Source organism: Amycolatopsis sp. NPDC047767 (assembly GCF_040704195.1).
Classification (GTDB): Bacteria; Actinomycetota; Actinomycetes; order Mycobacteriales; family Pseudonocardiaceae; genus Amycolatopsis.
Genome location: NZ_JBEYSJ010000011.1, coordinates 222648 through 243820, shown reverse-complemented (window position 1 = coordinate 243820; position 21173 = coordinate 222648). Strand labels below are relative to the sequence as shown.

Annotated in this window: 1 protein-coding gene (only partly in view); it reads right to left on the bottom strand. The window is 74.6% G+C overall.

The features are described 5' to 3' along the window. On the bottom strand, positions 1–21173 hold the 5' portion of the coding sequence (locus AB0878_RS21805; RefSeq protein WP_366582075.1) for a type I polyketide synthase. Its footprint begins 9976 nt before the window's first position; the window shows 21173 of its 31149 coding nt (coding positions 1–21173); its start codon is at positions 21171–21173; the stop codon falls past the left edge of the window.

Below are 21173 nucleotides of genomic sequence, written 5' to 3'. Positions count from 1 at the left end.
GCTGTGAGCATCTCCTGCGTGCGGTCGGCGCCGGCTTCGACGAGGTCGAACGCACGGTAGCGGATCCGCGGGAAGTCCGCGGCCTCGCGGATGTCGGTCTTGCCCATCTCGAGGAACCGGCCGCCGTCGGTCAGCAGCCGCACCGAAGCGTCCACGAACTCGTGCGCCAGGGAGTTGAGCACCACGTCGACCGGCCCGAACTTCTCCTCGAAGTCGAGCGTGCGCGACGAGGCGATGTGATCCTCGGCGACGCCGAGCTCGCGCAGCAGGTGCTGTTTGCCTTCGCTGGCGGTGGCGTAGACCTCGAGGCCGAAGTGGTGCGCCAGCTGGATCGCGGCCATTCCGACGCCGCCGGCGCCGGCGTGGATGAGGACCGTCTGCCCGCGCTGCACGTCGGCGAGGTCGACGAACGCGTAGTACGCGGTCAGGTAGACGAGGGCGACCGAAGCCGCCTCCTGCGCGGTCCAGCCCTCGGGGACGCGCGCCAGGTAACGCTCGTCGGCCACGGTGACGTCGGCGAACCCGCCGTTGAGGACGCCGAACACAGGGTCGCCTGGCCGTAGCCCGGTCACGGCGGAGCCGACGTCGGTGACCACACCCGAGCCTTCGAGGCCGGGCAGGCCGGACTTGCGGGGGTTCATGCCGAGCGCGTCGATCACGTCGCGGAAGTTCAGGCCCGACGCGGCGAGGCGCACGCGCACCTCACGTTCGCCCAGCGGGGCCAGGACTTCGGGGTTCGGGGTCAGGAACAGGTTGTCGAGGCTGCCCTTCTGACGGGTGTCCAGACGCCACGGCTCGCCGCCGGCGGGCGGGACGAGCGCGGAGCCGGTGCCGAGCCGGGCGAGCCGGCCCGCGAGCAGCTCACCGGCGCGCACCGCGAGCTGTGGTTCGGCGGAACCGAGCACAGTGGACAGTGCGTCGGCGCCCGTCCCGTCGAGATCGACGAGGGTGAAACGGCCGGGGTTCTCCGACTGCGCCGAGCGCACCAGTCCGCAGACGGCCGCGCCGGCCAGGTCAGTGACGTCCTCGCCGTCGCGGGTGGCCACGGCGCCGCGCGTGACGAACACCAGGCGGGTGTCGGCGAAGCGGTCGTCGGCGAGCCAGCGCTGCAGCAGCGCGAGTGCGTTCGTGGTGGCTTCGTGCACGGCCGCGGGGGTCGCGCCGCTGTGGACCGGGACGAGCACGACGTCCGGGGTGGTGTCGACGTCGTCGAGGTCGGTCACCGTGAGCGCGTGCAGTGGCGCGGCCAGGCGATCGTCGCCGAGGACCACGCAGGTGCCGGACGCGGCGTCGGAGGTGACCGTGGTCCACTGGAGACGGAACAGGCTGTCGTACGGGCTCGGCTTCGGCGCGGCACCGGCGGCCCGCAGCAGCAGCGACTCGACGGACACGACGGGCGCGCCCTCAACGTCGACCGCGGCCAGCGAGACCGAGTCGCCGCCGGTCGGAGTGAGGCGTACGCGCAGCGTCTGCGCGCCGGCCGCGTGCAGGGACACGTCGGACCAGGTGAACGGCAGCAGCGCCTTGCCCTCGCCGCCGGGGCCGGGCACGAACTTGATGGCGTGCAGCGCGCCGTCGAGCAGCGCGGGGTGCAGGCCGAACGCGGCGGCGGTGTCCTGGCCGCCCGGCTGGTCGGCCAGCGTGACCTCGGCGAACACCTCCTCGCCGCGCTGCCACGCGGCGGTCAGGCCCTGGAACACCGGGCCGTAGCCGAAGCCGTCGGCCGCGGCGCGCTCGTAGTAGCCGGCGAGGTCGAGCGGTTCGGCGCCGACCGGCGGCCAGGGTGCCGTGTCGAAGGCCGCGGTCTTCGAGCCGCTCGCCAGCACACCGCCGGCGTGTTTCGTCCACGGCGCGTCGGCGTCGTCGGCCGGACGGGCGTGGATGCCGAGCTCACGGCGGCCGGCCTCGTCGGGCGAGCCCGCGCGGACCTGCAGCACCACGGCGCGGGCCGGGTCGAGCACGAGCGGCGCCGCGATCGTCAGCTCTTCGACGTGGTCGCAGCCCGCCTGGTCGCCCGCGCGGATGGCGAGCTCGAGGAACCCGGTGCCGGGGAAGAACACGGCGCCGCCCACGGCGTGGTCGGCCAGCCACGGGTGCGTGGCCAGGGAGACACGGCCGCTGAAGACCACGTCGTCGCCTTCGGCCAGTGTCATCGCGGCGCCGAGCAGCGGGTGCTCGGCCGAGGCGAGGCCGGCGGCACTCACGTCGCCCGCGGTCACGGACGGCGCGGGCCAGAAACGCCTGTGCTGGAAGGCGTACGTGGGCAGTGCGACGCGGCTGCCCTCGATGCCCCAGTCGACGTCGACGCCGCGGACGTACAGCTCCGCCGCCGACGTGAGGAAGCGTGCCATCGTGTCCTGGTCGCGCCGCAGCGTGCCGGTCACGACGATCGGCGCCGAGGTGTCCTCCAGGGTCTCCTGGACGCCCATCACCAGCACCGGGTGGGAGCTGATCTCGACGAACACGCTGTGCTGCTCGGCCAGCGCGCGGATCGCCGGCTCGAAGCCGACGCGCCCGCGCAGGTTGCGGTACCAGTAGCCCGCATCCATCGTGGTCGTGTCGAGCCAGGCGCCCTCGGCGCTGGAGTAGAACGGGATCTCGGCCGCGCGGGGCTCGATCGGCGCGAGCAGGCCGGCCAGCTCGGCCTCGATGGCCCCGACGTGCGCGGAGTGCGACGCGTAGTCCACGGCGATCTTGCGCACCCGCACGCCCTCGGCGCCGAGCTGCTCGAACAGCTCGTCCAGGCCGCCGGGATCACCGGCGACGACGACCGAACGCGGCCCGTTGACCGCGGCGATCGACACGCCGCCGGGCAGCCGCGGCTCGACCTCGTCGACGGGCAGCGACACGGACATCATCCCGCCGTGGCCCGCGAGCGTGCGGGCGATGGCCTGGCTGCGCAACGCGACCACCCGCGCCGCGTCCGCCAGCGACAGCGCCCCGGCCACGCAAGCCGCCGCGATCTCACCCTGCGAGTGACCCACCACCGCGTCGGGCGAAACCCCGTGCGAGCGCCACAACTCGGCCAGCGACACCATGACCGCCCACGACGCCGGCTGCACCACATCCACGCGCTCCAACGTCGGCGCACCCTCGACCTGCCGCAGCACATCCAGCAACGACCAATCCACAAAAGACGAAAGGGCCGCAGCGCACTCGTGCAACCGCTCGGCGAACACCGGCGACTCGTCGAGCAGCTGCGCCCCCATCCCGGCCCACTGAGAACCCTGACCCGGGAACACGAACACCCGCTTGCCCTCGACGTCGGCCACCCCGCGCACGACGGCGCCGGTCGTCTCGTCTCCCCGCAACGCGGCGACGAGATCCGTGGTGTCGTCGCCGACGAACACCGCGCGCCGGGTGAACACCGAGCGGCTCGTGAGCAGCGAGTGGGCGACATCGGCCGGGTGCTCGGTCCGCTCCTCCAGCTGCGCGGCCAGGTTCACGGCCTGCTCGGCCAGCGCCGCGTCGTCCCGCGCCGAGAGGACCCACGGCACGATCCGGGTGGTCTCCTCGCGCTCCGGCGCCGGCTTCGCGACGGGCGCGGCCTCCAGCACGGCGTGGGCGTTGGTGCCGCTGATGCCGAACGACGACACCGCCGCCCGGCGCGGGCGCCCGGTCTCCGGCCAGTCCCGCCGGTCCGTCAGCAATGTGACGGCGCCGGCGCTCCAGTCCACATGAGACGAAGGCGCGTCCACGTGCAGTGTCTGCGGCAGCACACCGGCGCGCATGGCCTGGACCATCTTGATCACGCCGGCGATGCCGGCCGCCGACTGCGTGTGGCCGATGTTCGACTTGATCGACCCGAGCCAGAGCGGCTCTTCGCGGTCCTGGCCGTAGGTCGCTTGCAGTGCCTGGGCTTCGATCGGGTCGCCGAGGCGGGTGCCGGTGCCGTGGGCCTCGACGGCGTCGATGTCCGCTGTGGACAGTCCGGCGTCGGCGAGCGCGGCGCGGATCACGCGCTGCTGCGACGGGCCGTTGGGGGCGGTCAGCCCGTTGGACGCGCCGTCCTGGTTGACCGCGGAGCCGCGGAGCACGGCGAGCACCTCGTGGCCGTGGCGGCGCGCCTCGGACAGGCGTTCCAGCACGACCATGCCGACGCCCTCGCCCCAGCCGGTGCCGTCCGCTCCGTCGGCGAACGCCTTGCAGCGCCCGTCCGGCGCGAGGCCGCCCTGCTTGCTGAACTCGCTGAAGCCGTCGGGGCCGGCCATCACCGTGACGCCGCCCGCGAGCGCCATCGTGCACTCGCCGGAGCGGATCGCCTGCGCTGCCAGGTGCAGCGCGACGAGCGAGGACGAGCACGCCGTGTCGACCGTGACCGCCGGGCCTTCGAGGCCGAGGGTGTAGGCGACGCGGCCGGACATCACGCTGGAGGTGTTGCCGGTCAGCAGGTGCCCGGCCAGTTCCGCCGCGGCCGAGCCGAGCATCTCCTGGTAGCCACCGTGCGTGGCGCCGACGAACACCCCGGCGCGCCGGCCGCGCAAGGAGTTCGGCGCGATGCCCGCGCGTTCCAGGGCTTCCCACGACGTCTCGAGCACGAGCCGCTGCTGCGGGTCCATCGCGAGGGCTTCGCGCGGCGAGATCCCGAAGAACGCGGCGTCGAAGCCGGCCATCTCCTGCAGGAACCCGCCGTGGCGGGTCTGGCTGAGGCCGAGGAGCTTCTCGACGTCCCAGTTGCGGTCGGTCGGGAACCCGCCGATGGCGTCACCCGCGGTGTCCACGAGCCGCCACAGGTCCTCCGGCGACCGCACCCCGCCGGGGTACCGGCAGCCCATGCCGACGATCACGATCGGGTCGTCGCCGGTGTGCGCCCGGGTGACCGTGGCGGTGTCGGCCTCCGCGGCCACGTCGCCGAGCAGCTCGCCCAGCACGTGCTCGGCGAGGACGCCCGGCGTCGGGTAGTCGAAGACGAGGGTCGAGGTCAGGCGCAGGCCGGTCGCCGCGATGAGCCGGTTGCGCAGCTCGACCGCGGTGAGCGAGTCGATGCCCTGCTCGCGGAACTCCTTGCGCAGGTCGATGGTCGAGGCCGACGGGTGGCCCAGCACAGCCGCAACCTCACCGCGGACCAGCTCGGCCACGAACCGCGCCCGCTCCGCCTCGGGCAGCGCGACGAGCTGGTGCACCAGCGTCTTCGCCTTCCCGGATCCGGCCTTGGCCGCGCTGCGGCGCGCGCCGGTGACGAGCCCGCGAAGCAGCGCCGGGATTTCGTGCTGCCGGCGCAGCGCCTGCGTGTCGAGGCGCGCGGCGACGACCTGGGGTTCGAGCGAGGCGACGCCGTCGTCGAACATCCGCATGCCGAGCTCGGCGTCGATCGGCTGCATGCCGGCGGCGCTCATGCGCTGGAGGTCTGCTTCGGTCAGCTCGCTCGTCATGCCGCTGCCCTGCCCCCACGGGCCCCAGGCGAACGAGGTGGCCGGCAGCCCCAACGCGCGCCGGTGGGCGGCGAGGGCGTCGAGAGCCACGTTGGCAGCGGCGTAGTTGGCCTGGCCCGGGCTGCCCATCGCGCCGGCGACCGAGGAGAACAGCACGAAGGCGGCGAGGTCGTGGTCGCGGGTGGCTTCGTGCAGGTGCCAGGCGGCGTCGGCCTTCGGCGCCAGCACGCGGTCGAACCGTTCGGGGGTCAGGGAATCGAGCACGCCGTCGTCGAGCACCCCGGCGGTGTGGATCACGGCCGTCAGCGGCCGGTCGAAGCCGTCGACGAGCGTGCGCACCGCGTCGGCGTCGCTGGTATCGCACGCGACGACCGAGACGCCGAGCTCGGCCACCAGCTCGGCCGCGCCGGGGGCGTCCGGGCCGCGGCGGCTGGCGAGCACGACGTGCCGCATTCCGCGTTCGGTCACCAGGTGCCGCGCGAGCAGGCGGCCCAGCCCGCCCGTGCCGCCGGTGATGAGCACGGCGCCGTCCGGGTCCCACGGCCGCGGCGCGGTGAGCACGAGCTTGCCGATGTGCTTGGCCATGCTCATGAAGCGGAACGCGTCGCGCGCCCGGCGCACGTCCCACGTGGTCACCGGCAGCGGTTCGAGCACGCCTTCGGCGAACAGCCCGGCCAGGGCGGCCAGCATTTCGCGCGTGCGGTCGGGGCCGGCGTCGAAGAGGTCGAACGCGCGGTAGCCCGGAGTCTCCTCGCGGACGTCGGTCTTGCCCATCTCGAGGAACCGCCCGCCTTCGCCCTGCAGGCGCAGGGAAGCGTCGACGAACTCGCCGGCCAGGGCGTTGAGCACCACATCGATGCGGCCGCCGGAGACCGCGCGGAACTTCTCCTCGAAGTCGAGCGTGCGCGAGGACGCGATGTGGTCCTCGGCCACGCCCAGCTCACGCAGGATGTGCTGCTTGCCCGCGCTCGCCGTCGCGTAGACCTCGGCACCGAGGTGGTGCGCGAGCTGGATGGCGGCCATGCCGACGCCGCCCGCGCCGGCGTGGATCAGGATCGACTCCCCCGCCCGCAACCCGGCCAGGTCCACCAGCGCGTAGTAGGCCGTGAGGAAGACCAGTGGCACGCTCGCGGCCGTCTCGGCGGACCAGCCGTCGGGCACCTTCGTCTGGTAGCGCTCGTCCACCACGGCCAGGGAGCCGAAGCCGTCGGGCACCATGCCGAACACGCGGTCGCCCGCGGCCAGGTGCTCGACGTCCGGGCCGGTCTCCACCACCACACCGGTCGCTTCGGCGCCGAGCGGACCGGCTTCGCCGGGGTACATGCCGAGCGCGTTGAGCACGTCGCGGAAGTTGATGCCGCCCGCCTCGACGCGCAGGCGCACCTGACGACCGGTCAGCGGTGCGGCGAGCTCCGGGTCGGCGGCCAGCACGAGGTCGTCGAGGCTGCCCTTGGCCCGGCTGTCGAGCCGCCACGGCGCGCCGTCCGCGGGCGGCAGCAGGGCCGGGCCCGCGGACAGCTTGGCCAGCCGGCCCACGTGCGCGGTGCCTTCACGCACCACGACCTGCGGCTCGCCCGATTCCACGATCCCGGGCAGCAGCGCGAGCGAGGCCGGGTCGTCGTCCACGTCGACCAGCACGTACTGGTCCGGGTTCTCCGTCTGCGCGGCCCGGATCAAGCCCCACACCGACGCCGCGGCGAGGTCGTCGACGTCGGCACCGTCCACGGTGGACACCGCGCCGCGGGTCACGAAGACCAGCCGGGCGTCGGGGTGTTCCTGCACGAGGCCGAGCACGCGGCTCGTCACCTCGCGCAACGCGCCGGGCAGGTCCGTACCGCCGAGCACGGGGACGATGACCACGTCGGCGTCCGCAGGGTCCGCCACCACGGCGGGCAGCGGGATGTCGAAGTCGGCGCCGAGCACGGCCCAGCGCAGGTCCTCGCCCGCCGGCAGCTGCGGCGCGGCCACCCAGCCGACGCGGTACAGCGACTCGGCCTCCGGGGCCTTCGCCGCGGTCGCCTCGCGCATCACGAGCGTGCCGACGGACAGCACCGGGGCGCCCTCGACGTCGACGGCAGTGAGCGCGACCGAGTCGGGCGCGGTCCGGGTCAGGCGGACCCGCAGCGCGGACGCACCGGTGGCGTGCAGCGACACGTCGTTCCAGGAGAACGGCAGCACACGCTTGCCTGCGGCGTCGAGGCCGGCGAAGGAGATCGCGTGCAGGGCCGCGTCGAGCAGGGCCGGGTGCAGGCCGAAGGCGTCGGCGTCCTCGACACCCGCCGGCAGCGCGAGGTCGACGAACGCCTCGTCGCCGCGCTGCCACACCCACTTCAGGCCCTGGAAGGTCTCGCCGTAGCCGAAGCCCTCGGCGGCCAGTGCCGGGTAGAACTCCCCGAGCTCGACGCGTTCGGCGCCGGCCGGCGGCCAGGTGGAACTGTCGAGCTCGGCCGTGTGCTCGCCGGTCGCGAGGGTGCCCGAGGCGTGCAGTGTCCACATGGGATCGGGCTCGCCGGCGGGGCTGGAGTGGACGGTCACCTCACGGCGGCCGTCGGCGTCCGCGTCGCCGACCCAGATCTGCACGGCCACCGCGCCGGTGCGCGGGAGCACGAGCGGGACGGCGAGCGTGAGCTCCTCCACGCGGTCGCAGCCGACCTGGTCGCCGGCGCGCAGTGCGAGCTCCAGGAACCCGGTGCCGGGGAACAGGACGTCGCCGCCGACGGCGTGGTCGGCCAGCCACGGGTGCGTCGCCAGCGAGAGGCGGCTGGTGAACAGCGCGCCGTCACCGTGGGCGAGCCGCACGGCCGCGCCCAGCAGCGGGTGCTCCGCCGCGACGAGCCCGGCAGCCGCGACGTCGCCGGCTCCGGAGACGAGGTTCGGCCAGAAGCGTTCGCGCTGGAAGGCGTAGGTGGGCAGGGTGACGCGGCGGCCGCCGCCGGTGTGCGGGGTCCAGTCCACGCGGACCCCGGCGACGTGCAGGGCGCCGAGCGCGGTGAGCGCCGAGCGGTCTTCCGCCCGGTCGCGGCGCAGGAACGGCACCACCACGGCGTCGTCGTCCAGGCAGCCGAGCGCCATCGCGGACAGCACGCCGTCCGGGCCCAGCTCCAGGAACGTGTCGGCGCCGAGGCCGGCGAGCGTGCGGACGCCGTCGGCGAACCGGACCGCCTCGCGGACGTGGCCGACCCAGTACTCGGGCGTCACGAAGTCGCCCGGGCCCGCGGCCGCGCCGGTGCGCGTGGAGACGAGCGGGATCCGCGGTTCGCCGTAGGTCAGGGTTTCCGCGACGGCCCGGAACTCGGCGAGCATCGGGTCCATCAGCGGCGAGTGGAACGCGTGGGACACACTCAGCCGCTTGGCCTTGCGATCGCCGAACTGCTCGGCGACGGCGGTCACGGCGGCTTCGGTGCCCGCGAGCACCACGGACTCCGGTCCGTTGACGGCGGCGATGGTGACGTCGCCGGTCAGGTGCGGCGTCACCTCGTCTTCGGTCGCCCGCAGCGACAGCATCACGCCACCGGCGGGCAGGGCCTGCATCAACCGCCCCCGGGCGGTGACGAGCTTCGCGGCGTCTTCGAGGCTGAACACGCCGGCGACGTGGGCCGCGGCGATCTCGCCGATCGAGTGCCCGGCCAGGAACGCGGGGCGGATCCCCCACGACTCGGCCAGCCGGAAGAGGGCGACTTCCAGGGCGAACAGCGCGGGCTGCGTCGAACCGGTCGCGTTCAGCGCTTCTTCGTCCACGCCCCAGACGACCTCGCGCAACCCGTCGGGCAGCAGGGTGAGGGCTTCGTCGAAGGCCGCCGCGAACACCGGGAACCGGGCGGACAGCTCCCTGCCCATGCCGAGCCGCTGGGAACCCTGGCCGGCGAACAGGATCGCCAGGGTGCGGTCGGCCGCGGAGCCGCGGGCGACCTCGGTGACGGCGTCCGCGTCGGCCAGCACCACGGCGCGGTGCTCGAAGGTGGTCCGGCCGAGCAGCGAGTGGCCGACATCGAGGCGGTGCGCGCCGGTCAGTTCGGTCAGCTGTGCGACCTGGGCGTCGAGGGCTTCCGGGCTGCGCGCGGAAACGACCCACGGCACGAGGTCGCGGTCCTCGACCGGCGCCGGCTCCTCGGCGAGGGCTCCTTCGAGGACGACGTGCGCGTTGGTGCCGCTGATGCCGAACGACGACACGCCCGCGCGACGCGGCCGGTCCGTCTCCGGCCACACGGCCGCCTCCGTGAGCAGCTCGACCGCGCCCGCGCTCCAGTCGACGTGCGTCGAGGGCGCGCCGACGTTGAGCGTCGGCGGCAGGGTGCCGCGCTGCATCGCGAGCACCATCTTGATCACGCCGGCGACTCCCGCGGCGGCCTGGGTGTGCCCGATGTTGGACTTCACCGAACCCAGCAGCAGCGGCGTTTCCCGGTCCTGCCCGTACGTGGCCAGCAGGGCCTGGGCTTCGATCGGGTCACCGAGCGCGGTGCCGGTGCCGTGCGCCTCGACGGCGTCGACGTCCGAAGTGGACAGTCCGGCGTCGGCGAGGGCGGCGCGGATCACGCGTTGCTGCGACGGGCCATTCGGGGCGGTCAGGCCGTTGGACGCGCCGTCCTGGTTGACCGCGCTGCCGCGTACGGTGGCGAGGACGCGGTGGCCGTTGCGCTGGGCGTCGGAGAGGCGTTCGAGGACGAGCAGGCCGACGCCCTCGCCCCAGGCGGTGCCGTCGGCGTCGTCGGAGAAGGCCTTGCAGCGGCCGTCGGCGGCGAGGCCGCCGTGGCGGGTGAACTCGCTGAAGCCCTCAGGCGTCGACATGACCGTCACGCCGCCGACGAGCGCGAGGGAGCTCTCGCCGCCGCGCAGCGACTGCGCCGCGAGGTGCATCGCGACGAGCGACGACGAACACGCCGTGTCGACGGTCAGCGCCGGGCCTTCGAAGCCGAACGTGTAGGAGATGCGGCCGGACACGACACTGGCGGCGACGCCGGTGCCCGAGTGGCCTTCGAGATCCTCGCGTGCGGTGGCAATGAGGGCCCCGTAGTCCTGGCCGTTGGTGCCGACGAAGACGCCGGTGCTCGACCCGCGCAGCGTTGCCGGGTCGATGCCGGCCTGCTCGAACGCCTCCCACGTCGTCTCCAGCAGCAGGCGCTGCTGCGGGTCCATCGCGAGGGCTTCACGCGGGGAGATGCCGAAGAAGCCGGCGTCGAAGTCGGCGGCGTCGGAGAGGAACCCACCGAGCTGGGTGGCGCTGCGGCCTCGGCCGTCGCCCGCGAGCCGGTCGAGGTCCCAGCCGCGGTCGGCCGGGAAGTCCGAGATCCCGTGCTCGCCGCCGGCCACGAGGTCCCAGAACTGCTCGGGGGTGGCCGCGCCCCCGGGGAACCGGCAGGCCAGGCCGACGATCACGATCGGGTCGTCGGTCACGCGCGTCGTCGTGGTCACCGGGCGCAGGGCCGCATCTTCGCCCAACGCCGTGGTGATCAGGTGGGTCGCCAGCGCGGCGGCACTCGGGTGGTCGAACACCACGGTGCTGCTCAACGCCAGACCGGTGGCGGTCTCGAGGCGGTTGCGCAGTTCGACGGCCGTGAGCGAGTCGAAGCCCAGGTCGCGGAACGCGCGGTCGGCGCCGATGCCGGCCGTGCCGGACAGCCCGAGGACCGCGGCGATGTGCTCGCGGACCAGCGTCAGCGTCGTGGCTTCACGGTCCTCTTCGGACAGTTCCAGGAGACGGGCCCGCAGGGTGCCGGTGGCCTGCGGGGCCGCCAGGTCACGCGCGCCGGGCAGCTCGGCCAGCGACCGCGACGCCCGCGCGGCGACGAGCGGCGCCAGGACTTCGGGGTCGGCCAGGTCCGCGACGACGAGCGCGGGCTCGGGCTCGGCGGCGGCCTGCAGCAACGCGGTGAGCGCGGTCGTCGGCGCGAGGTCGGCGCGCAGCCCGGCGGCCATGCCGTCACCCGCCCAGGCACCCCAGGCGATCGACGTCGCGGGGCGGCCTTCGGCGTGGCGCCGCTGGGCCAGGGCGTCGAGCACGGCGTTGGCCGCGGCGTAGCTCGCCTGGCCCGGGTTGCCGAGGGCTCCGGCGACCGAGGAGAAGAGCACGAATTTCTCGACGTCGCCGGCGAGTTCGTCGAGCAGCAGCGCGGCTTCGGCCTTGGGCCGTAGCACCGCGTCGAGCCGCTCGGGGGTGAGGGCGGTGAGCACGCCGTCGTCGAGCACGCCGGCCGTGTGGACGACGGAGGTGATCTCGTGCCGCGCGAACAGACCGGCCAGAGCGTCGCGGTCGGCGACGTCACAGGACTCGACCACCACGTCGGCGCCCGACTCCGCCAGGTCCGCGCGCAGCTCGGCCGCGCCCGGCGCCTCGGCACCGCGGCGGCTCACGAGCACCAGGCGCTCGGCGCCGGCCGCGGCGAGATGGCGCGCGACCTGCGCGCCGAGGGCACCCGTGCCGCCGGTGACGAGCACGGTGCCCGACGGCGCCCACGTCTCGTCCGCGGCCGCGCCGACCGGCACGATCCGGCGGCCGTAGACCCCGGAGGCGCGGACGGCGACCTGGTCCTCGGCCCCGCCCAGCACGGCGGCAAGCCGATCGGCGATCGTCGCGTCGAGCGTGGCGGGCAGGTCGACGAGACCGCCCCACAGCTGCGGGTGCTCCAGCGCGGCCACGCGCCCGAGGCCCCACACACCGGCCGCGCGCGGATTCACCACGGTGTCGGCGGCGCTCACGGCTTCCCGCGTCACCGCCCAGACCCGGGTGCCCGTCTCGGCCAGGATCTGCACCACTTCGGCGGTGCCGGCGGTGTCCATAAGGGACACCACACCCGCCACCTCGCCGACGCGGCCGGCCAGCTGGCCGACGGTCGTGATCTCGGCATCGAGAGCTCCGGCGACGAAGTCAGTCAGCTCGCTGTCCGCCCCCGCCACCACGAGCCAGTCGCCCGGCTTACGTTCACCGGCGGCGATGCGGACCCACGATTCACGGTGCCGCAGCGGCGCGACCGGGTCGCTGCCGGCGGGCGGCTCGGGCCAGTAGCGCTCGTGCTGGAACGCGTAGGTGGGCAGGTCGATCCGGTGTGCACCCGGGAAGAACGGCGACCAGTCGACGTCGGCGCCCGCCACGTGCAGGGTGGCCAGCGCCGTGACGGCGGAGAGTTCCTCGGCACGCTCGCGGCGCAGCGCCGGAACGACGACGGCGTCCGGCACGAGAGCCGACGCCAGGGCGGACAGTGTGCCGTCGGGCCCCAGCTCCAGGAACGCGTTGGCGCCCTGAGCCGCCAGCGCGGTCACCCCGTCGGCGAAGCGCACAGTCTCGCGCACGTGCCGGACCCAGTGCTCGGGCGAGGTGAGCTCGGCGGCCGTCGCGAGCGCGCCGGTCAACGTGGACACGAGCGGGATCGCCGGCTCGGCGAAGCTCAGCTGCTCGACCTCGGCGCGGAACTCGTCCAGCATCGGGTCCATCAACGGCGAGTGGAACGCGTGCGACACGCTCAGCCGCTTCGTCCGGCGGTCCGCGAAACACTCCACGACGGCAGCGACCGCGTCTTCGTCGCCCGCGACCACCACAGACCGCGGCCCGTTGACGGCGGCGATCGAGACGTCCGCGGTGAGCAGCGGCGTGACCTCGTCGTCGGTGGCCTCCAGCGCCACCATCTCGCCTCCGCGCGGCAACGCCTGCATCAGCTTCGCGCGAGCGGTGACCAGCCGGGCCGCGTCCGCGAGCGACAGCACCCCGGCGACGTGCGCGGCGGCGATCTCTCCGATCGAGTGGCCGGCCACGAACTGCGGCGCGATCCCCCACGACTCGACGAGCCGGAACAGCGCGACCTCCAGCGCGAACAACGCGGGCTGCGCCCAGCCGGTGTCGTTCAGCGCCTCGTCGTCGGTGCCCCACACGACCTCACGCAGGCCGTCCGGCAGCAGCGCGAGAGCTTCGTCGAACGCCGCCGCGAACACCGGGAACCGGGCGTGCAGCTCACGGCCCATGCCGAGCCGCTGCGCGCCCTGCCCGGCGAACAGCACCGCCGGCGTCCGGTCGGCCGCTTCACCGCGGGCGACCTCGGCCCCGTCGACCAGCACCGAGCGGTGGTCGAACGCCGTGCGCGCGGCCAGCGTGTGGCCGACGTCGGTGGTCCGAGCGTCGTGCTCCTCGACGAAGGCACCCAGCCGTGCGGCCTGCGCGGTCAGCGCCTCGGGCGTACGCGCCGAGAGCGGCCACGGGACGAGTCCCGCTCGTGGCTCGACGACCACCGGCGCGGCGACCGGCGGCGCCTGCTCCAGGATCACGTGCGCGTTGGTGCCGCTGATGCCGAACGACGACACCCCGGCCCGGCGCGGGCGGCCGGCGTCGGGCCACGGCGTGTCCTCGGTGAGCAGCTCGACGTCGCCGGCCGCCCAGTCGATGCGCGAGGACCGCTCCCCTGCGTGCAGGGTGCGCGGCAACACGCCGTGCCGCAGCGCGAGGACCATCTTGATCACGCCGGCCACCCCGGCGGCCGCCTGCGTGTGGCCGAGGTTCGACTTGACCGAACCCAGCAGCAGCGGCGTTTCGCGGTCCTGGCCGTACGTGGCCAGCAGCGCCTGCGCCTCGATCGGGTCGCCCAGCGCCGTGCCCGTGCCGTGGGCCTCGACCGCGTCGACGTCCGAAGTGGACAGTCCGGCATTCGCCAGCGCCGAGCGGATCACACGTTGCTGAGCGGGACCGTTGGGGGCGGTCAGGCCGTTGGACGCGCCGTCCTGGTTCACCGCGGTGCCGCGGACCAGGGCGAGGACCTCATGGCCGTTGCGCCGGGCGTCGGACAGCCGCTCGACGAGCAGCATGCCGACGCCTTCGGACCAGCCGGTGCCGTCGGCTCCTTCGCCGAACGCCTTGCAGCGCCCGTCGGCGGCGAGGCCACCCTGCTTGCCGAACTCGGCGAAGATCGACGGGTCGGCCAGCACCGTCACGCCGCCGACCAGCGCCAGCGAGCTTTCGCCGGTCCGCAGCGACTGCGCGGCCAAGTGCAGCGCCACGAGCGACGACGAGCACGCGGTGTCGACGGTGACCGACGGGCCTTCCAGCCCGAAGGTGTAAGACAGCCGGCCTGACATCACGCTGCCCGTGTTGCCGGTGAGCACGAAACCTTCGGCCCGCGCGGCGCCGGTGAGCAGCTGGGCGTAGTCCGCGCTCGACGCGCCGATGAACACCCCCGTCGCGGAGCCGGCGACGGTGCCGGGCCGGATGCCCGCGCGCTCGAACGCCTCCCACGCGGCTTCCAGGAGCAGGCGCTGCTGCGGGTCGGCGGCCAGGGCTTCACGCGGGCTCATGCGGAAGAACTCGGCGTCGAAGTCGGCCGCGCCGGCGAGGAACCCGCCGCGCAGGCCGCCGAGGCCGGTCCAGCCGCGGTCGGCCGGGACGGGGCCGATCGCGTCGCCGCCGGAGGTCAGCAGCTGCCACAGCTGGTCGGGAGTGTCGGCACCGCCGGGGAAACGGCAGCTCATGCCGACGATCGCGAGCGGGTCGTCGCCGGTCACGCGGGTGGTCCGCGTCGCGGCGGTGGACGTGGTGCCGCCGAGCTCGCCCGCGAGGAACGCGGCGAGCGCGAGCGGCGTCGGGTAGTCGAAGACGAGCGTCGGCGCCAGGCGCAGGCCGGTCGCGGCGGCGAGCCGGTTGCGCAGCTCCACCGAGGTGAGCGAGTCGAAACCCAGGTCGCGGAACGGGCGGGAGACCTCGACGCCATCGGCCGAGTCGTGGCCGAGCACGGCGGCGATCTCCGAGCGCACGGTGTCGAGCAGCGCCGCCTCGCGGTCCGCTGTGGACAGTCCGGTGAGCCGGGTGTCCGAGCCGGCCGCCGCGGCGCGGCGAGGTCCGCGCACGAGGCCGCGGAACACCTCCGGCACCGCCGGCAGCGCGCGCAGCGCCGTGGTGTCGACCAGCGCGGGGACGACCACCGGGCTGTCGGTGGCGATGGCGGCGTCGAAGAGGGCAAGCCCTTCGGCCAGGGGCAACGGCGGCTGGCCGTCGCGGGCCAGGCGGGCGAGGTCCGCTTCGGACAGTTCGGCCGTCATGCCGGCCTCGGGTGACCACGCGCCCCAGGCGAGCGCGGTGGCGGGCAGGCCGCGGGCGTGGCGGTGGCGGGCGAGGGCGTCGAGGCCGGTGTTGGCCGCGGCGTAGTTGGCCTGGCCAGGCCCACCGAGCACACCGGTGATCGAGGAGAACAGCACGAAGGCGGCGAGGTCCACCTCGCGCGTCGCCTCGTGCAGGGCCCAGGCGCCACCCAGCTTCGGCGCGGTGACGGCGTCGAGCCGGCCGGCGTCGAGCGAGCCGACCACACCGTCGTCGAGCACGCCCGCGGCGTGGACGACCGCCGTGAGCGGGTGCGCCGGGTCGACCCTCGCGACGAGCGCGCGAACCGCGTCCGCGTCGGCGGTGTCGCAGGCCGCGACTGTGACTTCGGTGCCGGGCAGCTCCGCCAGCAGCTCGTCGACGCCGGGCGCGTCCGGACCGCGGCGGCCGGCGAGCAGAAGGTGCCGCACACCGTGCGTGGCGACCAGGTGCTTCGCCAGCGCACGGCCGAGCCCGCCGGTGCCGCCCGTGACGAGCACGGTGCCGTCCGGGTTCCAGGCGCGCGGCATCGTGAGCACGAGCTTGCCGACGTGCTTGGCCCGGCTCATGTACCGGAACGCCTCCGGCGCGCGGCGCACGTCCCAGGTCTTCGTCGGCAACGGGGTGAGCGTCCCGGCCTCGAACAGCCCCAGCAACGCGGCGAGCAGTTCGCGCGTGCGTTCCGGGCCGGCCTCGACGAGGTCGAACGCGCGATAGCCGGGCACGCCCGCGCGCAAGTCGGTCTTGCCCATCTCCAGGAACCGGCCGCCTTCGCGCAGCAAGCCGAGCGAGGCGTCGACGAACTCGCCCGCGAGCGCGTTGAGGACGATGTCGACGGGGCCGAACTGCCCGGCGAAGTCCAGGGTGCGCGAGGAGGCGATGTGGTCGTCGGCGACGCCCAGCTCGCGCAGCACGGCCTGTTTGCTCTCACTGGCCGTCGCGTAGACCTCGAGGCCGAGGTGGTGCGCGAGCTGGATCGCGGCCATGCCGACGCCGCCGGCTCCGGCGTGGATCAGGATCGCCTCGCCGGGCCGGGCCGCGGCGAGGTCGACCAGCGCGTAGTACGCGGTGAGGAAGACCAGCGGCACGCCGGCGGCGTCGGCGTCGCTCCAGGCGTCCGGGACACGCGCGAGGTAGTGCTCGTCGACGACGGCCAGCGGGCCGAAGCCGCCGTCGAGCATGCCGAACACGCGGTCGCCCGGGGCCAGGTCCTGAACCGCCGAACCGACTTCGGTGACGACGCCGGCGAGTTCGGCGCCGAGCGGACCGGCCTCGCCGGGGTACATGCCGAGTGCGTTGAGGACGTCGCGGAAGTTCAGGCCGGCCGCGCGGACGGCGACGCGGACGTCGTGCGCGCCCAGCGGCGCCTCGGCGGCCGCGAACGGCAGCAGGGCCAGCGCGTCGAGGCTGCCTTTGCGCCGGCTGTCGAGCCGCCACGGCGTGCCGCTCGGCGGGACGAGCGAGGAGGAGAACCGGGCGAGCCGGGCGACGCGGACCTCGCCGGCCCGCATGACGACCTGCGTCTCGCCGACCGCCAACGCGTCCGTGACCTCAGCCGCGTCGGTGTCGACCAGCGCGAACCGGCCGGGATTCTCCAGGGCGGCCGAGCGCACCAGGCCCCACACCGGGGCGGTGGTGAGATCGGTGATCTCCTCGGTGTCGTCGACGGCGACCGCGCCCCGCGTCACGACGACCAGGCGGGCATCGGCGAACCGCTCGTCGGCCAGCCAGTCCTGCACCACACCCAGCACCGCGGCCGGCGCGGTGTTCTCGATCGGGTACAGCACGATGTCGGCGGGCGCGAGGTCGGCCAGCGTGTTCGCGGTGTGGCTGCCCGGCACGGCGAGGCCGAGCGGGTCCGCGCCCAGGACGCCGACGGTGCCGGTGAACGGCGTGGCCGGCTGCGTGGGCACCCAGTCGAGCTGCCACAGCGGCAGCTCGGCACCGTGCACAGCGGACTCGAAGTTCTCCGGCGCCGGGCGCACCACCAGCGAACCGGCCGAGAACACCGGGGCGCCCTCGGGGTCGGTCGCGTGCAGCACCGTGGTGTCCGGTCCGGCCGGGGTGAGCCGTACACGCAGCGCGGTCGCGCCACTCGCGTGCAGAGTCACGTCGGTCCACGAGAACGGCAGGGTCGCGCGCGACTCCCCCGAGGTGAGCGCGGTGGCGTGCAGGGCGGCGTCGAGCAGGGCCGGGTGCACGGCGAACGACGCGTCGCCCTGCGCGTCCTCCGGCAGGACGACCTCGGCGAACACGTCGTCGCCGCGCTGCCACGCGGCGGTGAGGCCCTGGAACGCCGGGCCGTAGCCGTACCCCGCGGCGGCGAGGCGGTCGTAGGCGCCGGTGACGTCGACCGGCTCCGCGCCGTCGGGCGGCCACTCCTCGGCGAACGCGAAGTCGGCGGAGCCCGAGGCGACCAGCCCGGTGGCGTGGCGGGTCCAGCCGCCGCCTTGCGGGCGCGAGTGGACGGTCAGCGTGCGGATGCCGGTGTCGTCGGCCTCGCCGAGGGCGAGCTGCAGTTCCACGCGGCCGTCCGCGGGCACGAGCAGCGGCGCTTCCAGGACCAGCTCCGCCACACGGTCGCAGCCGGCCTCGTCGGCGGCGCGGATCGCCAGCTCCACCAGGCCGGTCCCGGGCACGATGGCCGTGCCGCCGATCTCGTGGTCGGCCAGCCACGGGTGCGTGGTGCGCGAGAGCGACCCGGTGACCACGAGCCCGGCCGAACCCGCGAGGTCCAGCACGGAGTCGAGCACGGGGTGGTCGAGCGAGCCGCCGCGGCGGGCCCCGGCGTCGAGCCAGAAGTGCTTGCGCTGGAAGGGATACGTCGGCAGGTCCGTGTGCCGGGCGCCCAAGCCGGCGAAGAACTCGGTCCACTTCGGACCGTTGCCGTGGACGTGCAGCGCCGCGAGCGCCGCGTAGGCATCGTGGCCTTCGCGCTGCAATGGGACGGCGACGGCTTCGCTCTCCCCGGCCAGCCCCTGCGCGAGCGGACCGGACAACACGGCGTCCGGGCCAAGCTCCAGGGCGGCCGTCACACCTTCTTCGCGCAGTGTCGCCACGGCGTCGGCGAACCGGACGGCCTCACGGGCCTGGCGCACCCAGTACTCGGGCGAGCCGAGGTCGTGGCGCGCGCCGGTGAGCGTGGAGACGATCGGGATCCGCGGCTCGCGGTAGGCAAGCACGTCGGCGACCCAGCTCAGTTCGTCGAGCGCCGGCTCCATCAGGGCCGAGTGGAACGCGTGGCTCACCGTCAGCTGTTTCGCGCGCAGCCCACGCTCTCGCACCACGGCCTCGATCGCGGCAATCGCCTCCGCCGCGCCGGAAAGCACGACGGAGCCGGGCGCGTTGATGGCGCCGACGCAGACGTCGTCGTGCTCAGCCAGCAAGTCGGCCAGGTCGGCTTCGTCGGCGCCGACCGCGAGCATCGCCCCTCCGGCGGGCAGCTGCTGCATCAGCCGGCCGCGGTGCGCGGCGAACGCGCTCGCGTCGGCGAGCGACCAGATCCCCGCGACGTGCGCGGCGGCCACCTCGCCGATCGAGTGCCCGGTGACCACGTCGGGCCGCAGGCCCCACGACTCCACCAGCCGGAACGCGGCGACCTGGTAGGCGAACAACGCCGGCTGCGTGTACCCGGTCAGGTCGAGCAGCGCCGCCTCGGGCGTGCCGGGTTCGGCGAAGACGACCGAGCGCAGCGGCACGTCGAGGTGCAGATCGAGCTCGGCGCACGCGGCGTCGAAAGCCGCGGCGAACGCCGGGAACCGCTCGTACAGGTCCCGGCCCATCCCGGCGCGCTGCGCGCCCTGGCCCGGGAAAACGAACGCGAGACGCCCGTGCCCCGCGGTGCCGGTCACGACACCCGGGTGCGAACTCCCCGACGCCAGCGCCGCCAGCCCTTCGGCCGGGTCGCCGAGAATCACCGCGCGGTGCTCCAGCGCAGCACGCTCGGTGGCGGCGCTGTACGCGACGTCGAGTGCCGAACCGTGGTCCACCACCGCACTCAGCTGCGCGGCCTGGGCCCGCAGCGCCTCCGGCGTGCGCGCCGAAAGCACCAGCGGCACCGCGACCTCCGCCGGCTCCACGGGTTCGGTGAGTTCGTCCGGCGCCTGCTCCAGCACGACGTGCGCGTTGGTCCCGCTGAACCCGAACGACGACACCGCCGCGCGACGGGGACGGCCGGTCTCCGGCCAGTCCGTGTCCTCGGTCAGCAGCGACAGCCCGCCGGCCGCCCAGTCGACGTGCGGCGTCGGCTCGTCGGCGTGCAGGGTGCGCGGCAGCACGCCGTGGCGCAGCGCCTCCACCAGCTTGATCACGCCGACGACACCGGCCGCGGCCTGGGTGTGCCCCAGGTTCGACTTCACCGACCCCAGCAGCAACGGCCGTTCCCGGTCCCGCCCGTAGGTCGCCTGCAAGGCCGCGGCCTCGATCGGGTCGCCCAGGCGCGTGCCCGTGCCGTGCGCCTCGACGGCGTCCACTTCGGACGGACGCAGGCCCGCGTCGGCCAGCGCCTGGCGGATCACCCGCTGCTGGGCCACGCCGTTGGGCGCGGTCAGCCCGGCGCTCGCACCGTCGGAGTTCACCGCCGAGCCGCGCAGCACGGCGAGCACGCGGTGCCCGCGGGCGCGGGCGGTCGACAGGCGTTCGACGAGCACCATCGCGGCGCCCTCGCTCCAGCCCGTGCCGTCCGCGCCGGCACCGAAGGCCTTGCACCGGCCGTCGGCCGAAAGGCCCCGCTGGCGGCTGAAGGCGAGGAACGAACCCGGCGTCGCCATCACGGCCACGCCGCCGACCAGCGCCTGCTCGCACTCGCCTTGCCGCAGGGACCGCGCCGCGACGTGCAGGGCGACCAGCGAAGCCGAGCACGCGGTGTCGATCGTGAGCGCCGGGCCCTGAAGCCCGAGGTGGTAGGCGATGCGCCCGGAGACGACACTGCCGGCCGTGCCCGTGATCAGGTGGCCCTCGGCGCCGTCCCGCGCGTCCTGCAGCCCGGGGCCGTACTCGTGGTTCTCCGCGCCGACGAACACGCCGGTCGCGCTGCCGTGCAGGCTCAACGGGTCGACGCCCGCGCGCTCCAGGACCTCCCACGACGTCTCCAGCAGCAGCCGCTGCTGCGGGTCCATCGCCGCGGCCTCCCGCGGCGAGATGCCGAAGAACCCGGCGTCGAACTCGGCGGCGTCGGCCAGGAACCCGCCGCGGCGCGCGTAGGTGCGGCCCGGCCGGTCGGGGTCCGGGTCGTAGACGGCGGCGACGTCCCAGCCGCGGTCGTCGGGGAACTCGCCGATCGCATCGGTGCCGGCCAGCAGCGCGTCCCACAGCTGCGCCGGCGAGCTGATGCCGCCGGGAAGCCGGCAGGCCGCGCCGACGATCACGACTGGGTCGTCCGGATCCGCGGGCACCACGGCCGGACCGGCGTCTTCGCCAGTGTCGTCGGAGCTGTCCCCGCGCAGCAGCCCGGCCAGGTGCTCGGCGAGCGCGCGCGGCGTCGGGTGGTCGTAGACGAGCGACACCGGCAGCGCGAGGCCGGTGTCGGCCACCAGGCGGCGGTGCAGCTCCACAGCCGCCAGCGAGCTCACGCCCAGCTCCGCGAACCCGCGGCCCGGATCGTCCACTCCGGACACATCGCCGTCCAGCGCCGCGGCCAGGTGCTGCCGGACCAGGCCGGTCAGCACCCGCACCGCGTCTTCACGCGCTCCGCTCCCGATGCGCTCCAGGAGCGCCGGTCGGTCGACGTGCTCGTCGAAGGCTTCGCTCGTCAT